Annotated in this window: 23 protein-coding genes; 10 read left to right on the top strand and 13 right to left on the bottom strand. The window is 62.0% G+C overall.

What is annotated here, in order from left to right; all coding sequences use genetic code 11:
• Positions 1–24 precede the first annotated feature (24 nt).
• From ABR948_RS16435 to ABR948_RS16450, 4 genes are all read left to right on the top strand, one after another.
• A complete protein-coding gene (locus tag ABR948_RS16435) occupies positions 25–1,230 on the top strand; it encodes a vWA domain-containing protein (RefSeq protein ID WP_428119763.1) in 1,206 nt (401 codons plus the stop codon).
• A 17-nt stretch (positions 1,231–1,247) separates the two neighbouring features.
• On the top strand, positions 1,248–2,075 hold the full coding sequence (locus ABR948_RS16440; RefSeq protein WP_428119694.1) for an XdhC family protein: 828 nt from the start codon (positions 1,248–1,250) through the stop codon (positions 2,073–2,075).
• Positions 2,076–2,089: 14 nt separating this feature from the next.
• Positions 2,090–2,602, top strand: coding sequence for an SRPBCC family protein (locus ABR948_RS16445; RefSeq protein ID WP_428119696.1), 513 nt, complete (start codon positions 2,090–2,092; stop codon positions 2,600–2,602).
• Positions 2,603–2,960: 358 nt separating this feature from the next.
• A complete protein-coding gene (locus ABR948_RS16450; protein ID WP_428119698.1) occupies positions 2,961–3,188 on the top strand; it encodes a hypothetical protein in 228 nt (75 codons plus the stop codon).
• 124 nt (positions 3,189–3,312) lie between these two features.
• Here ABR948_RS16450 and ABR948_RS16455 read toward each other — a convergent pair whose 3' ends face one another.
• Positions 3,313–3,534, bottom strand: coding sequence for a hypothetical protein (locus tag ABR948_RS16455; protein WP_428119700.1), 222 nt, complete (start codon positions 3,532–3,534; stop codon positions 3,313–3,315).
• Positions 3,535–3,871: 337 nt separating this feature from the next.
• Here ABR948_RS16455 and ABR948_RS16460 point away from each other — a divergent pair, with 337 nt between their 5' ends.
• Both ABR948_RS16460 and ABR948_RS16465 read left to right on the top strand, forming a co-directional pair.
• On the top strand, positions 3,872–4,081 hold the full coding sequence (locus ABR948_RS16460; protein ID WP_428119702.1) for a hypothetical protein: 210 nt from the start codon (positions 3,872–3,874) through the stop codon (positions 4,079–4,081).
• A gap of 227 nt (positions 4,082–4,308) precedes the next feature.
• Entirely contained in the window at positions 4,309–4,599 is a 291-nt protein-coding gene (locus ABR948_RS16465; RefSeq protein ID WP_428119704.1) for a Crp/Fnr family transcriptional regulator, read from the top strand.
• A 51-nt stretch (positions 4,600–4,650) separates the two neighbouring features.
• Here the strand turns inward: ABR948_RS16465 and ABR948_RS16470 are convergent, their stop codons facing one another.
• The 3 genes from ABR948_RS16470 to ABR948_RS16480 form a co-directional block, all read right to left on the bottom strand.
• On the bottom strand, positions 4,651–4,818 hold the full coding sequence (locus tag ABR948_RS16470; RefSeq protein ID WP_428119706.1) for a hypothetical protein: 168 nt from the start codon (positions 4,816–4,818) through the stop codon (positions 4,651–4,653).
• A 264-nt stretch (positions 4,819–5,082) separates the two neighbouring features.
• A complete protein-coding gene (locus ABR948_RS16475) occupies positions 5,083–5,166 on the bottom strand; it encodes a DUF3309 family protein (protein WP_428119765.1) in 84 nt (27 codons plus the stop codon).
• Between the two features lie 508 nt (positions 5,167–5,674).
• Positions 5,675–5,875, bottom strand: coding sequence for a hypothetical protein (locus tag ABR948_RS16480; protein ID WP_428119708.1), 201 nt, complete (start codon positions 5,873–5,875; stop codon positions 5,675–5,677).
• 287 nt (positions 5,876–6,162) lie between these two features.
• Between ABR948_RS16480 and ABR948_RS16485 the strand changes: the two genes are divergently transcribed.
• Positions 6,163–6,417: a DUF3606 domain-containing protein gene (locus ABR948_RS16485; RefSeq protein ID WP_428119710.1), complete on the top strand. Its 255-nt coding sequence runs from the start codon at positions 6,163–6,165 to the stop codon at positions 6,415–6,417.
• 130 nt (positions 6,418–6,547) lie between these two features.
• The gene (locus ABR948_RS16490; protein WP_428119712.1) at positions 6,548–6,784 is read left to right on the top strand and encodes a hypothetical protein; all 237 of its coding nucleotides are present in this window, start codon (positions 6,548–6,550) and stop codon (positions 6,782–6,784) included.
• Positions 6,785–7,452: 668 nt separating this feature from the next.
• Here the strand turns inward: ABR948_RS16490 and ABR948_RS16495 are convergent.
• The 9 genes from ABR948_RS16495 to ABR948_RS16535 all read right to left on the bottom strand — a co-directional run bounded on the left by ABR948_RS16495 (position 7,453) and on the right by ABR948_RS16535 (position 14,466).
• Positions 7,453–7,713, bottom strand: coding sequence for a hypothetical protein (locus ABR948_RS16495; protein WP_428119714.1), 261 nt, complete (start codon positions 7,711–7,713; stop codon positions 7,453–7,455).
• Between the two features lie 204 nt (positions 7,714–7,917).
• Positions 7,918–8,160 carry a hypothetical protein gene (locus ABR948_RS16500; RefSeq protein ID WP_428119716.1) on the bottom strand — a complete coding sequence of 81 codons (243 nt, stop codon included), beginning with the start codon at positions 8,158–8,160 and terminating at the stop codon, positions 7,918–7,920.
• 127 nt (positions 8,161–8,287) lie between these two features.
• Entirely contained in the window at positions 8,288–8,470 is a 183-nt protein-coding gene (locus ABR948_RS16505) for a hypothetical protein (RefSeq protein WP_428119717.1), read from the bottom strand.
• Positions 8,471–9,093: 623 nt separating this feature from the next.
• Positions 9,094–10,047, bottom strand: coding sequence for a ribose-phosphate pyrophosphokinase (locus ABR948_RS16510; RefSeq protein ID WP_428119767.1), 954 nt, complete (start codon positions 10,045–10,047; stop codon positions 9,094–9,096).
• A gap of 165 nt (positions 10,048–10,212) precedes the next feature.
• Positions 10,213–10,881, bottom strand: coding sequence for a hypothetical protein (locus tag ABR948_RS16515; RefSeq protein ID WP_428119769.1), 669 nt, complete (start codon positions 10,879–10,881; stop codon positions 10,213–10,215).
• Between the two features lie 74 nt (positions 10,882–10,955).
• A complete protein-coding gene (gene pgeF / locus ABR948_RS16520) occupies positions 10,956–11,723 on the bottom strand; it encodes a peptidoglycan editing factor PgeF (RefSeq protein WP_428119719.1) in 768 nt (255 codons plus the stop codon).
• Positions 11,720–12,871 carry a class I SAM-dependent methyltransferase gene (locus ABR948_RS16525; RefSeq protein WP_428119721.1) on the bottom strand — a complete coding sequence of 384 codons (1,152 nt, stop codon included), beginning with the start codon at positions 12,869–12,871 and terminating at the stop codon, positions 11,720–11,722. Before ABR948_RS16525 ends, pgeF begins: the two co-directional genes overlap by 4 nt.
• Positions 12,868–13,719, bottom strand: a complete 852-nt coding sequence (gene lgt / locus ABR948_RS16530; protein WP_428119723.1) for a prolipoprotein diacylglyceryl transferase — start codon at positions 13,717–13,719, stop codon at positions 12,868–12,870. The genes ABR948_RS16525 and lgt overlap by 4 nt, the downstream gene beginning before the upstream one ends.
• A gap of 9 nt (positions 13,720–13,728) precedes the next feature.
• Complete coding sequence (locus ABR948_RS16535) at positions 13,729–14,466, bottom strand: dienelactone hydrolase family protein (RefSeq protein WP_428119724.1); 738 nt, start codon at positions 14,464–14,466, stop codon at positions 13,729–13,731.
• Positions 14,467–14,650: 184 nt separating this feature from the next.
• On the opposite strand from ABR948_RS16535, the gene ABR948_RS16540 reads away from it, so the two are divergent.
• Complete coding sequence (locus ABR948_RS16540) at positions 14,651–14,905, top strand: accessory factor UbiK family protein (protein WP_428119725.1); 255 nt, start codon at positions 14,651–14,653, stop codon at positions 14,903–14,905.
• 199 nt (positions 14,906–15,104) lie between these two features.
• Positions 15,105–15,875 carry a 50S ribosomal protein L25/general stress protein Ctc gene (locus ABR948_RS16545; RefSeq protein ID WP_428119727.1) on the top strand — a complete coding sequence of 257 codons (771 nt, stop codon included), beginning with the start codon at positions 15,105–15,107 and terminating at the stop codon, positions 15,873–15,875.
• The last annotated feature ends 13 nt before the right edge of the window (positions 15,876–15,888 follow it).

Below are 15,888 nucleotides of genomic sequence, written 5' to 3' on the forward strand. Positions count from 1 at the left end.
CGGGCGCTTGCTGGGGAAAGTCGCATGAGCTGCTGTGGCCCCACTCCCGGATATCAGGAGCTCGACGAGGTCTCCCGGCTGGTCTCGGCCAAACTCGCGGCGTTTCTGCGCACCCTGCGCGACAACGGGTTTGCCGTCGGCCTGCACGAAGGCCGCGATGCCGCGTCCCTGATGGCGGCGGGCTATGCCGAAAGACCGGGTCTGCTGCGCACCGCCTTCAAGCATCTGTTTTCGGCGCGCAAAGCCGACTGGGAAAAATTCGACGGGCTGTTCGACGCGTTCTGGCTCGGCCAACGCGTGCGATCGCGGTCCCTGACCAAGGGCGCGGCGAAGGCGGCCGACAGCCCGTCGCTGAAGAGCCTGCAGGACACCCCGCCGCAACCGGCGACAGGCGAGGCCGCCACCGACCAGATTCCTTCGGCCGATGCGCCGGAGCCACGCGGCGGTGAAGGCCGCAGCGAAGGCGCCTCGCGCGCCGATAATCTGGCGGAAATCGATTTCCGCAAGATGGCCGATCCCGAACAGATCGAGGAGGCCCATGCGGTGGCGGCGCGGCTCGCCAAAACCATGCGCACCCGGCTGACGCGGCGCGATCTGGCGCGGCGGCGCGGCTACCGGCTCGATTTGCGACGGACGATCCACAGCAACATCAGCCATGGCGGGGTGCCGATCAGCCTCGTCAAACGGAAGCGCCGGCAAAAGCCGCTGCGGCTGATCATGCTGCTCGACGCCTCCGGCTCGATGAGCCTCTATACCGGCGTGTTCCTGCGCTTCATCCACGGCGTGCTCGATGAATTTCGGCAGGCCGAGGCGTTTTTGTTCCACACCCGCCTCGCCTATGTTTCCGACGCGATGAAGGAAAAGGATTCCGCGCGCGCGCTGGATCGCCTCTCGATCATGGCGCAGGGCGCCGGCGGAGGTACAAGGATCGGCGAAAGCCTGCAGACCTTCAACCGCTGGCACGCCGCGCGCGTGATCCATTCGCGCTCCTGCGTGATGATCGTGTCCGATGGTTATGAGACCGGCGATGCCGCGCTGCTCGGCCGCGAGATGGCCGCGCTGGCGAAACGCTGCCGCCGCATTGTCTGGCTCAATCCGATGCTGGCGTGGGAGGGCTATGCGCCCGAGGCCGCCGGCATCAAGGCCGCGCTGCCCCACATCGATCTCTATGCGCCCGCCAATACGCTGCAAAGCCTGGCCGAGCTTGAACCCTATCTGGCGAAGCTGTGAGGGAAGGAGCGCCGCCGATGACCAAGCATGTCGAAGTGATGGAGTTGGTGGCCCAACTCAAGGCCGCCGAGGAAGCCTTTGTGCTGGCGACCGTGGTGCGAACGGTGTCGGTGACCGCGGCCAAGGCCGGCGCCAAGGCAATCATCCGGCCCGACGGCACCATTGTCGCGGGCTGGATCGGCGGCGGCTGCGCCCGCGGCGCGGTGCTGAAGGCCGCGCGCGACGCGCTCGCCGACGGCGAGCCGCGCATGGTGTCGGTGCAGCCGGAAAATCTGTTGGCCGAACTCGGCGTCAAGCCCGGTGAAAACCGCGACGGCGTGCGCTTTGCGCAGAACATGTGCCCCAGCAAAGGCACCATGGACGTGTTCGTCGAACCGGTGCTGCCGCATCCCTCATTGGTCATTCTCGGCGGCAGCCCGGTGGCGCTGTCGCTGGCCGCGCAGGCGCGCCAGCTCGGCTACCACGTCACCGTGGCCGCGCCGGCTTCCGATATGACGAGCACGCCCGACGCCGACATGCTGATCGACGGCTTTGCGCTCGGAAAGCTCCACGAGGCGCGGCGCTTCGTCGTGGTCTCGACCCAGGGCAAGGGCGACGAAGCGGCGTTGCGGAGCGCGGTGGCGACCGAGGCCGCCTATCACGCCTTTGTCGGCAGCCGCCGCAAGATGGCGGCGCTGCGCGACAAACTCATCGCCGAGGGCATCGACGCCTCGGCCATCGACCGCATCAAGGCCCCGGCCGGGCTCGATCTCGGCGCCATCACGCCGGAGGAAATCGCGATGTCGATCCTGGCGGAGATCACCGTGGAACGACGCCGCGGCCAGCGCATCCCACATCCGCAATAACCAGGAACTCAACCATGCAGATGAACGACAGCCAGCGCATCCCCGCGGCACAGGAGAAAGTGTGGGCCGCGCTCAACGATCCCCAGATACTCAAGCAGTGCATTCCCGGATGTCAAAATCTCGAAATGTCCTCGCCCACCGACATGACCGCGACGGTGGTGTTCCGGGTCGGACCGGTGAAGGCGACATTCGGCGGCAAGGTGACGCTGTCCGATCTCGATCCGCCGAACAGCTACCGCATCTCGGGTGAGGGCTCCGGCGGCGTCGCCGGCTTTGCCAAGGGCGGCGCGACCGTGCGTCTTGAATCCGAAAGCCCTGAGGTCACGATCCTCCATTACGAGGTCGACGCGCAGATCGGCGGCAAACTGGCGCAGCTCGGCGGACGGCTGATCGATTCGACGGCGAAGAAACTCGCCGGCGAATTCTTTGCGTCGTTCGGTGAGGTGGTTGGCGGGACGGCGCAGGCTGCGGCGGAAGTGGATGTCGCGCCGAAGGGCTGGCTGGGCAGGCTGACGGGTGCGGCTTAGCCCGTGGGGTGGGCAAAGCGCAGCGTGCCCACCACCCCCTTCGAATAAAAGGTGGGCACGGCGTAAGAGCGCCCCCTACAATTGACGCGCTGGCGCACCGCAAAGGAGTTCGCCCACACGCTAACGTGTTCGCATGGCATGCAACTCTTCATGACAACAGGGCTTTCATCCTGATCACAACCTTTGTTGTTCAAACCAATCATAATGGGAGAGTTAAATGCTTCGTCGCACACTGATCGCTTTCACTGCCGCAGTCGCCCTTGGTTGCGTGCCGCTAACGGGGGCCTTGGCGGCCGGACATGGAGGAGGTCACGGCGGCGGAGGGCACGGCGGTGGTCATGCCATGGGAGGTCACGCGATGGGTGGACATGCGATGGGAGCCCGCGGTGGTTACGGCGGACGTCAGTTTGCCGGTCGGCGCGGTTACGGCGGAGGCTACGCTTACGGCGGTGGTTGCAACGGCTACTATGGAAACAACGGCTACTATGGAAACTACGGCTATGACAATGGATGCGGCTACAATCCTGCGGCCGCGATCGCTGGCGGGTTGATCGGCGGCGCCTTGAATAGCTTTGGTGCTTACTAAATCAAAATGCGAGGGAGGCCGGGCAAGATCTTCCGGCATCCCTCGCGGACTTGAATACTCAATGCGCGCGATCGGTTCTTCGGGTCTTTAGGCTATCCGGTATCGCTACAGCGATCCGGTATCGCTACCGAGAATGAATTCTCTGATATCGCGACCGCAGAGTCGGAGCTATGAACCAGGCCGCCGGCGCGCTGACGACAAAGCTCGCCAGAACGACAGCCGGTATCGCTTCGAGCGCGTAAGCCGCGAGCGCGGGAATCATCAGAACCAGGATGATGCCGACTCCGAAGGCAACCGCATTGGTCATCATGAAAATCAACAAGGCAATCTGAAAGCGCGTCGACATGGTCGGTCCCTTTCTGTTTCGCAAGGACATGTCAGTTAAACAAGGACATGTCAGTTAAAGTCCCCACTGACCCGCATGTTCCGCTCCAACACGCCATCCGGTCCGCCTGATAGGTCCCTCCGAGCGATTTCCGGGAACCATACCCGCCGGTGTCTATTGGCCCTTGAGCAATCCGACCAGATCCCTTTTTGGGAGAGCTTTGGCTGGGCAGCGTGGACAACGGCCACAAAGCCATGGCGAGATCGGGCGGAGAAATCCGATGCTGCAGCGTTGTTCCCGGCCGATCAAACCGTTGGGAGGCCGGAAAAGCCCAGGCCCGCTCTTACGATCGAGGCACATGATGGAACACACTTATCATATCGACGACCACGTCTTGCGCCAGATTGATGGACCGCAGGGCCGCGATATCGTCGAGCAGAGCAACGTCTATACAATTCTCGCACTGCTGCCTGTAGAGGCGGACGGGCGCCCACGCTACCGCATCAAGAGCAAGGAAGAGACTTTCGAGCGGGTTGTGACCGAGGACTTGCTGAGCCGTCCCCACTAGGCCGGCCGCCCGCCAATGCGATATCGGATCTGTGTTCCATAGCCCATCGGAAGCCGTCGGGGCGGTAAGGGTGGTCAATTCTATACAGACTGAGGCCGTCGATGGGCACACCATTGGCCCGGGGGCTAGTCACTGCAGCAGCGGCCGCTCCGCACACCGTTTCACCGGCGTATTGAAGAAGCTGTTGCCTGTAATGCGCTGCACTCAACGGAAGAAAGAATGTGCCGGTGGCTGCTGAGATGCATGATCGGGCCGAGGGCGAGGCGCTACCCTACACCCACGAATTCCTGTCGCACATGCTGGGCGCCAATCGTAAATCGGTGACACTTGCCGCGCAATCGCTGCAGACGGCCGGACTGATCAGTTATCAGCGGGGGAAGATTCGAGTCGTCGATCGCGCCGGCCTCGAACAGGCCTCGTGCGAGTGCTACGCCATCGTCAAGGAGCGGTTTGACGCATTCCTGACGCCGCCGTCAACCGCGGTGCAGGGCGATACAAAGGGGCGGCGTGAGAGCTGACGGCGCCACGCTTCCGCGAAAAGGCTGCACGCGGAAGACCGCGCGCCTGATTCAATGTCTGGTTTCCAGCCGATCGACCAGGCCGGTGCAGGTCCGGGCCAGCTGCAGGAGATACGACTGCAGCGCAGGATTGAGAGCGTTGCTCGCCAGCTGCGTCAGGTCGGACGCCAGGCGCAGACAGTCCAGATCATCCTTCAGCAATTGTTCTGATTTCGACATCGCGCACCGACTTAAATCATCGATGCTTAGCGTTGCACGGTATCGCACGCCCTGTCGGTGGCCTACGCCACACACGAAAACAAAAAAAGACGCCGGTGCGAAGATCCTGACAACGCGTGGTGTTGTGGATGGCAAAGCTCAGCCAAAGCTCGGCCAAAGCTCGGCAATGTCGATCTTCTCGAAGGCGCAGTGGAGCGAGGTTGCGTAACTCAGGCCGAGTTCGCAGTTGCCGGATGCTTCAAAGAACGCGGAAGCACCGGTTCATCACCAATGACCGCGACTGCGACCCCAGTATCCGCCGCCGCCGAACAAGATCACCAGCACAACGATAATCAGGATCAATTCCATGGGATTTCTCCGTTGATGGCGACGGCATTATGTGCCGCATGCCAAGCATTCAACGGCGTCTTCGAACGATTGTTCCTGACAGGCGTTCACCCCCGCTTGCATTGCCGGGTCACGAGCAAATTCGCTCCGTCGCAACCCAATTCAAGCGCGACCCATTTGATAACGGAACGTCTCTTCGTGCAGGTCGTTGAATCGAGAGACAGGCTCGAAAGGGCCGCTTTCCAAAGTGATCGTAACCGACCTGCTGGCCGTATTTAGGATGCCCAAAAGCAAACCGACGCCCACCGGCCCGATGAGAACGCAACCCATCGAGCGCGGCTCGATCAGGCCGACACAAGTGCTGCCTTTGATGCCTGCGGTCGGAGAGCAAAAGGAAACACCGCAACCGAAAAAACCACCAACAAGGGTGGAAGCACTCCGCGCCGCGAAAGCGAGAATAACGCGGCAGGGTTCCCTGCAGAAACAGCGGCAGGCCCTCAAGGGACAGGCACCGGACGACTTTCGATAATCAGCTTCTGGAGTCGATTTCCCGATCGAGATTGCGAAGGTACGATAGCCCGTGCACCGTCAAGCGGTGTTCGTCCTTTTCGCCGTCGATGTATATTTTCATCAAATGCCTGGAAAGCAGTTCACGGGCACCCTTGGTCTCGGAACGGTTTGCAAGGGCGCCGTATATGCTGAGCGCGCGATCGACGGGTAGAATGTTCATTGGATTGCCTCAAGATCGTTTAAGCCACTGAATGGGTAAGGTTCATTGCTCCGTTTCGTTCCGGGAAATAATTTACGTCGTAATGCGATTTTAGGCGCGATGTCTGGGCTTATTCAGGACGAGGAGCAGGTGAACAGAGCCGCAACTTATTGCTCCGATCCGAGTTGGATCCGAGCCCATACAAGATCAAATGAATCGGCAACCCGAACCGGTCGAAGACGACAAGAAGCCGCTCAAGCCGAACAAATCATCCACAAACGCAATTAGCCTGCATCAAGGGAGACACGATGCGTCACGCTCAGCCCCAACCCATTCGCAACAAGATTGACCTGGCTGACCCCAGCCAGATTCGAATCCTGAGAAGGCGGCTTGGTATATCCGCCGGCGATTTGCAGCGCGTTGTCGCGAAAGTGGGTAACTCAATTGCGGCGGTCTGCAAGGAAATCGAACCTCAAAAAGCGATTTCGGCGACCGAACCGACGCCGGTCCAGATCGAATCCCCATCGCCATCGGAAGTTGGAGTGGCCGCGTCGGCGGCTTAGGGTTTCGGTATTCTCTTCGTTCATCGTTTGGGAGAGCACGAAGCTGGTGTCCTCCACGCCCGTCGTTCGCTGTCGGAACGAAGATGGCCATCAGCGATTGTCCTCCAAACCACGTTTTGGAGAGACTGCCATGAAGAAGCTTGTCATTTGCACCGCCGTTCTCGGACTTGCCTTTTGTTCTGCGGCCGAGGCCAAGGGATGCATCAAGGGCGCAATCGTTGGGGGTGTCGCGGGTTCAGTCGCCGGTCACGGCAAGGTCGGCGCTGCTGCTGGTTGCGTGATCGGTCACCACGAAGCCAACAAGGCGGACGCGGAAAATGCCAAGGCACAGGCTCCGACCCCGCCCTCAGGAAGCGACGGCAAATGAGTGCCGCAAGATCGGCTTGGTCAAGCATCGGTGCTTTTTCTTAAAGGTCGGCCGGCAAGATTCCCGAGAAGTATTCAGAACAGACCACGCGTACTATTCTGAAAAGTGAGCAATAATGACCAGCGGCTCCGTAACCAGGAGAGCATGCTGGTTTCATCACCGTCCCTTATCGGCAGTTACCGGTGACTGAGAGTCTTGCGCTCCCGCCTGATCGAAGGCGAGCATCATGCCATCCACCCACCCCGATCCACTTCACAGCCGTGCCGAAATCGGAATCCTTGCGTGCTCCAGGTGCGGCAATCCCATGAGGCTATCCCAAATCGAACCGGCCGCGCCGGGTTACGATGTCCGCACTTTCGAATGCGTGAAGTGCAATTCCAGCGAGCGCTTTTCGGTCGCTATCTAGTCTAGACGCGACTTCCATGCTGACTGGAACAAACGGCGTGAACCACAAATTAAGGCCGCAATAGAATAACGCAGTGGCCTGATTTGCCCGGAATCCACCGCAATGGCGGGCGTTGTCCGCTAGCAATGGAGGACGCAATGGCGAAAGCGCTTGAAGTGAACGAAAACAGCGTGGAAGACCAAGAGCCCGGCCGATCACCAGCGCCGCAACGGCGAAATGACTCCACGCCCTAATGCACACAGCATGAAAACCTTCGGCCTTCTTACTTGTTCACGCCTGTCGTCGGGGTTTCCGCGGGCGTTTGTGTCGCGCCTGACTTTGGAATGACTGTCTCGCCCATGGTTGTGGACGGCATTTTCGGCTTATAGTTCGCGTCCGCGTTTTCAGCCTTAATCGCTTTACAGTCGAGCGAGTAGATCAGTTCGCCCTTTGCTGTCTGCCCTGTGGGAGGACAGTCACGAATGTTGTTTTGTGCAAATGCCGGTGACGACAGAAGCAATATTACGGTTGCGAGTTTGTACATTAATTCCTCCCACAAATGAGATTGTGTTCAACCTCAACAAAGGCTGACGCAACTGGTTCCGGTTCGCGCTTACACATCGACATTTATGATCTTGGATAAGCCGGGAAGGTCGTATTGGCCAAATTCATTCGCACTGGTCAATATTGACCACTCACGTTTTCGAGTTCCGGTTTTCAGCCAGTTGCATCGGCCGCGCGAATAGGATTACCCCAGCCGTCTCGCGTTGGCGGCGACATGCTGACGATACCGTTCAATCACACTGCCCGCTGTACCGCCGGTCATCAGACTCGCACCGGCCTCCAACATTGCGGCTATTTTTTCGTTCAGCATCAGGTGGGCTTCGTCGCGGGCATCCCTGCCGCCAGATGTAAGCTTCATCATCCGAAGACCAACCACGTTACTGGATTCGACGGCTAACATCATGGTCGAGTAAAACGGGAAGAACATCGCGCTGTCTCTCTCTCCGCGTTATGCGGCAAGGGCCAACGCCTTGCATGGCTGAAAGGTCCATGCCCAGACATGACGAGCAACGTGTTTGCCAGGTTGTGCAATTCTGACCAATGATCGGGTGAGCCTATTGAACAGGCTGACGTTCGAGCGACGAAGCAATCCATGCTTCGTTGGCGGGCTTTCCTTCAGGCCTGCGCGCAAAATCGAATTTATCGAACCGGTTCAACGTGATTCCACCTGTCCAGTCCCATCGCAAAAAATATTCCGCTTCGCCGCTGACCCAAATCAAATCCATAATTTTCGCCATCCCGTCCCAACAGAGGGGCGTTTCGCGATCGTCACGGACGTGGGGCGGGATGCGGTGGACGCGGATGGCGCTTCTGACGAGGGCGCCTGAGGCGGACGGAGAAGTCGTGTGGTTCTGACGCCTCGACGCTGGCGTTCAAGTCGGCGCAGAAAACTGCGCCGGTGACGGTGGCAACAAAGCCGATCGCCGGGAAGAGCACGAAGGAAACCGTTAAAACCATTGCGCGGGGAATGCCGGGTGATTCCGGTGTGACCTGACTAACGCGGGTGCTTTTTACTTTTTGCCATCGCACTCGCGGCGGCGGGCGCATCGGGCGCCCGGCATTCCCCGCGCCCTCTGATGTGAGAGGGCGGAATGTTCAAAGCAAAACTCGCGCGCAGGCGCGGCGAGATCGCGGAGCTGTGGCTGTGAATGACGGTGAAGCCGTAGGGTGGGCAAAGCGCAGCGTGCCCACCGGTATTTTCAAGCAAGAGGTGGGCACGGCGCAAGCGCCTTTGCCCACCCTGCAAAGCTGTCATCATCCGCGCAAGCGGATGATCCAGTATTCCAGAGCAGTTGCGATGAAATCGAGAAGCCGCGGCGTACTGGATACCCCGCATGCGCGGGGTATGACGACCTCTGGGCTAATCAAACAAACTCGACACCGACTCTTCCGACGCGGTGCGGCCGATGGCTTCGGCGATCAGCGAGGCGATCGAGAGGGTGCGGATGTTTTCCGCCTTTTGAATCGCTTCGGTCGGCAGGATCGAGTCGGTGATCACGAGCTCCTTCAGCTTGGAGCTGGCGATGCGGGCGGCGGCGCCGCCGGAGAGTACACCGTGACTGATATAGGCGTAGACATCCTTGGCGCCGTTGGCGAGCAGCGCGTCGGCGGCGTTCACCAGCGTGCCACCGGAGTCGACGATATCGTCGATCAGGATGCAGGTGTAGCCGGCGCAATCGCCGATCACGTTCATGACTTCGGATTCGCCGGCGCGCTCGCGGCGCTTGTCGATGATCGCCAGCGGCGTGTTGATGCGCTTGGAGAGGCCGCGGGCGCGCACCACGCCGCCGACATCGGGCGAAACCACCATGACATTGGCAAGGTCGAAGCGTTCCTTGATGTCACGCACCATCAGCGGCGAGGCGTAGAGATTGTCGGTCGGGATATCGAAGAAGCCCTGGATCTGCCCGGCATGCAGGTCGAGCGTCATGACGCGGTCGACGCCGGCATGGGTGATCAAATTGGCCACCAGCTTGGCCGAAATCGGCGAGCGCGACCCGACCTTGCGATCCTGCCGGGCGTAGCCAAAATAGGGAATCACGGCGGTGATGCGGCGCGCCGAAGCCCGGCGCAGTGCATCGGTGATGATCAGCAATTCCATCAGATGGTCGTTGGCCGGAAACGACGTCGACTGGATCACGAAGACATCGGAGCCGCGGACGTTTTCCTGGATTTCGACGAAGATTTCCATGTCCGCAAAGCGGCGAACCACGGCCTTGGTCAGCGGCAAATGCAGCCAGTCGCCGATTGCCTGCGCCAGCGCCGGATTGGAGTTGCCGGCAACGAGCTTGATGGAGCCGTTCTTGGCCGACATCGAGGCTTCTCCCCGCGCCTTGCTGGAGACAATATTCAGCATATCGCAATACCCACGGAACCAGCGCGTTTCGATGAGCGAGGTGATATCAAGGAGGGGTGTCGGCTGGCAACCCGTCGCGTCAGGTTTTCCTGCGCAAATTCAGCGTCCAAGGACTATTTTGCGTTAATGGTCGCTGTAACCCAGCGCGCTGACGCTGAATTCGCCCGAGGCGCGCCAAGGTACTGGAGCGGACAAAGGCAGGTCCGCGCTGGCGACCGCGGGGCCCCGTTTGCCGGTCGGGGCGGGGGCCGGGGTGGGCGGCGGCGTATCGGCGGGGCCGGTTCCGTTGATCATGGCGCTGACGCCGCTCAATCCGGCCTGGGCTATTTTCCGCAGCACCAGATCGTCGGCCGCGGTCCAGGGGTCGCGTCCGGCCTTGCCGGCCGGTTCCTCGCCGGACAGCCGCAGCGCCCGCTGCTGGTCGCGGTCATAGACATCCCAGACCCAGGCAATCACGGTGCGGCCCTGGTTGACCTCGGCGGCCAGATAACTCTTCACCCGGTAGGTGGCCGAACCTTCGCGGGAGACGATCAAGAGGTTGCGAAGCTTGGACTCGCTGTCCAGCACATTGACCATCCGCTCGAACACCTGCGGCGGCGGCCCGTCGATCGATTCGAAGGTCACGGTCGGACCGCCATTGCCGGCCATCGCAAACGAGCCATTCACGGCGGCGCCGCCGGCGCAGCCGCCGAGCCCGCAAGCGATGACGAGCAGCGTTGCCGCCGCGACGGCGCACGCGGCGCGCCGTCCGGCCGTCGCGGCCTGAAATAAAGTTGCTGACGTGTCCCTGATCACGCCCCGAGCGATATCGTTAAAATGCGTTAAGGTCTAGGGCAGGGGAAGCACGGGGGATGAGCGGTCAGGCGCTAGGCTTCCAGCACAATGGCATGCACATGGCGGCCGTAGTCCGATTCCCCGCGATGTACCGAGCGGCGGTAGCTGAAGAAGCGCTGGTCGGAATAGGTATCGACGCCGATATCGTCGATCATCAGCACGCCGGCATTTTCGAGCCGCATCCGGATGAAGCCGGCCAGATCGAACATCGCATGGTTTGCACGCGCGGCGGGCATAAAAAACAGCGCGTTGTCCGCGTCGGCCTTCAGGAACCGCTCGACGAATTCGTCGCCCACTTCGTAGGAAGGCTGGCGGATCAAGGGGCCGATCGCGGCGACGATGCCCGAGCGCTCGGCGCCGAGTTTTTCCATCGCGTCGACGGTGGATTCAACCACGCCGGTCAGCGCGCCCTTCCAGCCGGCATGCGCGGCCCCGATCACCCGCGCGTTGGGATCGACAAACAGGATCGGCCCGCAATCGGCCGCGGTGACGCCGATCGCAAGGCCCTCGGCGCGGGTCACGAGGGCGTCGGCGCGCGGCCGCGAAGCGCTCTCCCATGGTCCGGTCGCGACCACGGCGTCGGGGGAATGAATCTGATGCAGGCTGAGAAAATGGGTGGGCGCGACCCCCATCTGTTCCGCCATCCGGCGGCGGTTTTCCGCGACATTGGCGGGATCGTCGCTGGAGCCGAGGCCGCCATTGAGGCCGGCATAAATGCCCTCGGAGACGCCGCCCTCGCGGCTGAAGAAAGCGTGTCGCAGGCCGGGAATGGCCGAGAGCAGCGGCGATCCGGTGGTCATGGAATGTCGGTCCCGGTGTCTTGTCCGCTGTCTTGCCCGCTGTGCTCGCCGTCGTCGTTGAACCCCGCCAATGCGGTGAGATTGGGTTCCGAGATCGCCAGCACCTTGAACATCTGCCCCATGCCGCCGCGGCCGCCACCGATCAGCCGTTTCAGCGCGCCCGAAATATCCTCGGAAATCTCGTGCGTGGTTTTCGCCATCAGCGTCAACGCGCGGGTTTCGATGCCGAGCCGCCTGAGAAACTCGCCCTGCGTCACCGGACCATGGACCCGCGCGCCGAGATCCTCGGCGGCGCGCACCAGGGCCTGGAAATCGACATGGGCGGTGACGTCGGCCAGACCGGGATTTTTCAGGGGATCGGTGAAGCTGTGACGGGCGATGGCCTGAAACGTATCGCCGGCGTCGCTGCGCAGATGACCGTAGTCGATGATCAGCGCGGCGCCGTCCTGATCGCGCACCCGGCTGGCGATCTTCATGATCTCGGCATCGGGCCGCCACTCGAACACGGCGCCGACCGGGGCGGCGCGCACCAGCGGCGGCAGCAGGATCTCGAAGCGCGGGATCGGCTCGGGCGCGGAGCCGAACTCCAGTCTGCCGTTGCCGTCGATCTCGACGGTGCGCTCGTGCCAGCCGGTCGCGCCCTTCACCACCTGGTGGACCGGCAGCACGTCGAAATATTCGTTGGCGAGAATGACGGCGGGGCCGTCGGGAATGTCGTCGATACTGTCGTGCCAGGCGATGTTGCGCACGCCAGACAGCGTCGCGTTCTGCTTTTCGCGCAGCACCGGATTGATCTCGACCAGATGAATGCTCAGCGACTGATAGAGCGGCGGCAGCACCCGCAGCGCGCGCAGCGCATCCGCCATCATGGTGCCGCGGCCGGGTCCGAGTTCGATCAGCCGCAGCAGGGATGGCGAGCCGATCGCCTTCCATACCGATGCCGCCCACAGCCCCAGCAATTCGCCGAACATCTGACTCACTTCGGGCGCGGTGGTGAAATCGCCCTCGCGTCCCAGCGGATCGCGGGACACGTAATAGCCATGCTTGGGATGGGTGAGGCACAGCTCCATGTAACGCCAGACCGGCATCGGGCCCGACGACTTGATCAGCTTCTTGATCTCGGACTGCAGCGGTGAATATTCGGTCACGGCGTTCCCTCGACCGGGGTCGCTATTGGCGGCGGCTTGCGGCGCCATGCCACCACAATAATGATCGCTCCGGCAATAATCATCGGCACCGACAGCAGCATGCCCATGGTCAGCCCGCCCCACAAAAATCCGAGCTGGGGGTCGGGCTCCCTGAAGAATTCGCTGATGATACGCGCAAAACCGTAAATCGCGATGAAACTGCCGAGGATCAGGCCCGGCCGCTTCAGGGCGCCGAGGCGGATCATCACCGCCAGGATCGTAAACAGCACAATACCCTCGAGTGTCGCCTCGTAGAGCTGGCTGGGATGGCGCGGCAGCGGCCCGCCATTGGGAAATACCATCGCCCAGGGCACGCTGGAGTCGGCCGGCCGGCCCCACAGCTCGCTGTTGATGAAATTGGCGAGGCGTCCGAGAAACAGCCCGATCGGTCCGACCGCGGTGGTGATATCGCCGAGCGACAGGATTGGCAGGTTGTTCTGGCGACAGAACAGCATCACCGCGGCAACGCAGCCGAGAAAGCCGCCGTGAAACGACATGCCGCCCTTCCACAGTTCGAAAATCTCGGCGGGATGCTGGACGAAGAAAGGGAGATTGTAGAACAGCACATAGCCGGTGCGGCCGCCGAGGATGATCCCGATCGTGACCCAGAGGATGAAATCGTCCAGTTGCAGCAGCGATATCGGCGCCGGTCCGCCCCAGAGCCTGTCATTCTTGATCAGCGCGCGCGCATAAATCCACCCCAGCACGATGCCGCCGATATAGGCCAGCGCATACCAGCGGATCGCGATCGGCCCGATCGCCACCGCGATGGGATCGAACACCGGAAAGGTGATGGTGAGAAAGGGCATCGCGCCGGCTTACGAGAGGTTGCGGCGATACAGCGCCAGCAGCCGTTCCCAATGCCGCTCGGCGGCGTCGCGATCGTAGACCGGCCGCTTCGGAAACGCGAAGCCGTGATGGGTGCCGGGATAGATCTCGACCTCGGCGTTGGCGCCGTCGTCCTGCATCGCCTGCCTTACTTTATCGATGGTTTCCATCGGGGCGTAGATATCGGTTTCGGCGCAGCCGAAATAGAGCTCGGCCTTGGTCTTGCGTCCGGCCAGATGCGGACTGTCGGGCTGGTCGGTCGCCAGATGGGTGCCGTAGATCGACGCCGCCGCCCTGACGCGGCCTTGAAAATGCGTCGCGGCGTTAACGGCATATCGCCCGCTCATGCAGTAGCCGACGGTACCGACAATGTCCGTGCGTGCCGCGGCCTGGTGATCCGCATAGGCGAGCAACGCCCGCGTATCCTCCATGACCAGGGGAATGTTGATCGAGGCCATCAGCTGGAACATGCGCTTGCGCTCGGGCGCTTCCGGGTCCGCCGGCAGCGGTCCCAGCTCCATGACGCCGGAGCGGTAGTAGAGATTCGGCAACGTCACATAATAGCCCGAGGTCGCCAGCCGCCGCGCCATGTCGCGCAGTTCCTCGCGGATCGCCGGCGCGTCCATGTAGAACAGGATGACCGGATGCGGGCCGCCGCGCTCGGGATGGCTGATGAAGGTGGTGATGTGGCCATCCTTGGTCGGAATCTCGATCTGCTGGTCGATCATGGGGCGTTGCTTCTCGCTGGTCGATTATGTGTTTCTTGGTCTTGCGACCAGATACGATTGCAAGGAAACCGCAACATGACAAGGCGAGCGGCCCTTGAGGGATCAACAGCGGCCTTGAACAGCGCCGTCCGGATCGCCATTGTCTCATTCTGCCGACCAAGCGCAGCCGACGGGAGCTTTTGAGATGACCCAGACCAGCAATCGGTTTTTCGACGAGATCGGGCGCCTGATGAACGATGCCGCCGGTGCCGCCCAGGGCGTCAAGCGTGAAGTCGACACCGTGGTGCGCAATCAGGCCGAAAAAATCCTGCGCGACCTCGACATCGTCAAGCGCGAGGAGTTCGAGGCGGTCAAGGACATGGCGCGGCTGGCGCGCGAGGAAAACGAGGCGCTGAAGGCCCGTATCGCCGCGCTGGAAGCCAAGCTCGGCACGCCATAGGCATGGGCGGCGGCCGCCGGTGGGGGCCGCGACGCCAGCCCAAAACCGCAGAAAAATCCCCGCATTTCCTTGTCATTTCCGCCCTTTGGGGCTAGAACGCCGCCACGTCCGCAGCCCCCGCACCCCTGGAGGCTTGCTGCGAACCACAAACGGGCCGCGATGCGGCCTTTAACTTTTTAGAAAACAAGGACTTAGGCAAATGGCGACCGTCAAGGAATTGAAGGCGACCGCACGTCCGTCAAGCGGCAAGGGGGCCGCACGGGCAGAGCGTCGCGCCGGGAGAGTTCCCGGAGTGATCTATGGAAACAACCAGCCCCCCGTCACCATTTCGGTCGACGATGCCGAACTGCGCCAGCGCATCCTGGCCGGCCGGTTCCTGACCACGATCTACGACATCGATCTGGAGGGCAAGAAGCACCGCGTGATTCCCCGCGACTTCCATCTCGATCCGGTGCGCGATTTTCCGATCCATGTCGACTTCATGCGGCTCGGCGAAGGCGCCACCATTCGCGTCAGCGTTCCCCTGCACATCCAGAACGCGGAAGCCGCACCCGGCGTCAAGCGCGGTGGCACCGTCAACATCGTCACCCACACCATCGACCTGGAATGCTCGGTCGATAACATTCCGCAGTTCGTCGAAGCCGATGTCGGCAGCCTGGAAATCAGCCACTCGCTGCATCTGTCCGATATCAAGCTGCCGTCCGGCGTCAAGTCGCTGTCGCGCGAAGACGTAACCCTGGTGACCATCGTGCCGCCGTCCGGTTATGCCGAAGAAATCAAGGCGGCTGCGGCTGCTGCAGCCGCCGGTCCGGCCGCTGCGGCTGCTCCCGGTGCCGCTCCGGCGGCAGGTGCGGCGGCTGCGCCCGCGGCTGGCGCTGCTGCGGCGGGTGCCAAGGCGCCCGCGGCTGGTGCCAAGGCTCCGGCGGCCGGCGCGAAAGCGCCTGCCGGTGGCGGCGACAAGAAGAAGTAACCGAGCGCGGGAT

Source organism: Bradyrhizobium sp., assembly GCF_050014615.1.
Lineage (GTDB): Bacteria > Pseudomonadota > Alphaproteobacteria > Rhizobiales > Xanthobacteraceae > Bradyrhizobium.

Coding starts and splice junctions, on each gene's coding strand:
- ABR948_RS16495 (WP_428119714.1), bottom strand. CDS start 7,713: ATGTACAAACTCGCAACCGTAATATTGCTTCTGTCGTCACCGGCATTT.
- ABR948_RS16485 (WP_428119710.1), top strand. CDS start 6,163: ATGCGTCACGCTCAGCCCCAACCCATTCGCAACAAGATTGACCTGGCT.
- ABR948_RS16475 (WP_428119765.1), bottom strand. CDS start 5,166: ATGGAATTGATCCTGATTATCGTTGTGCTGGTGATCTTGTTCGGCGGC.
- ABR948_RS16510 (WP_428119767.1), bottom strand. CDS start 10,047: ATGTCGGCCAAGAACGGCTCCATCAAGCTCGTTGCCGGCAACTCCAAT.
- ABR948_RS16440 (WP_428119694.1), top strand. CDS start 1,248: ATGACCAAGCATGTCGAAGTGATGGAGTTGGTGGCCCAACTCAAGGCC.
- ABR948_RS16470 (WP_428119706.1), bottom strand. CDS start 4,818: ATGTCGAAATCAGAACAATTGCTGAAGGATGATCTGGACTGTCTGCGC.
- ABR948_RS16480 (WP_428119708.1), bottom strand. CDS start 5,875: ATGAACATTCTACCCGTCGATCGCGCGCTCAGCATATACGGCGCCCTT.
- ABR948_RS16505 (WP_428119717.1), bottom strand. CDS start 8,470: ATGGCGAAAATTATGGATTTGATTTGGGTCAGCGGCGAAGCGGAATAT.
- pgeF (WP_428119719.1), bottom strand. CDS start 11,723: ATGACCACCGGATCGCCGCTGCTCTCGGCCATTCCCGGCCTGCGACAC.
- lgt (WP_428119723.1), bottom strand. CDS start 13,719: ATGCCCTTTCTCACCATCACCTTTCCGGTGTTCGATCCCATCGCGGTG.
- ABR948_RS16490 (WP_428119712.1), top strand. CDS start 6,548: ATGAAGAAGCTTGTCATTTGCACCGCCGTTCTCGGACTTGCCTTTTGT.
- ABR948_RS16435 (WP_428119763.1), top strand. CDS start 25: ATGAGCTGCTGTGGCCCCACTCCCGGATATCAGGAGCTCGACGAGGTC.
- ABR948_RS16455 (WP_428119700.1), bottom strand. CDS start 3,534: ATGTCGACGCGCTTTCAGATTGCCTTGTTGATTTTCATGATGACCAAT.
- ABR948_RS16445 (WP_428119696.1), top strand. CDS start 2,090: ATGCAGATGAACGACAGCCAGCGCATCCCCGCGGCACAGGAGAAAGTG.
- ABR948_RS16535 (WP_428119724.1), bottom strand. CDS start 14,466: ATGATCGACCAGCAGATCGAGATTCCGACCAAGGATGGCCACATCACC.
- ABR948_RS16450 (WP_428119698.1), top strand. CDS start 2,961: ATGGGTGGACATGCGATGGGAGCCCGCGGTGGTTACGGCGGACGTCAG.
- ABR948_RS16540 (WP_428119725.1), top strand. CDS start 14,651: ATGACCCAGACCAGCAATCGGTTTTTCGACGAGATCGGGCGCCTGATG.
- ABR948_RS16460 (WP_428119702.1), top strand. CDS start 3,872: ATGATGGAACACACTTATCATATCGACGACCACGTCTTGCGCCAGATT.
- ABR948_RS16545 (WP_428119727.1), top strand. CDS start 15,105: ATGGCGACCGTCAAGGAATTGAAGGCGACCGCACGTCCGTCAAGCGGC.
- ABR948_RS16500 (WP_428119716.1), bottom strand. CDS start 8,160: ATGTTCTTCCCGTTTTACTCGACCATGATGTTAGCCGTCGAATCCAGT.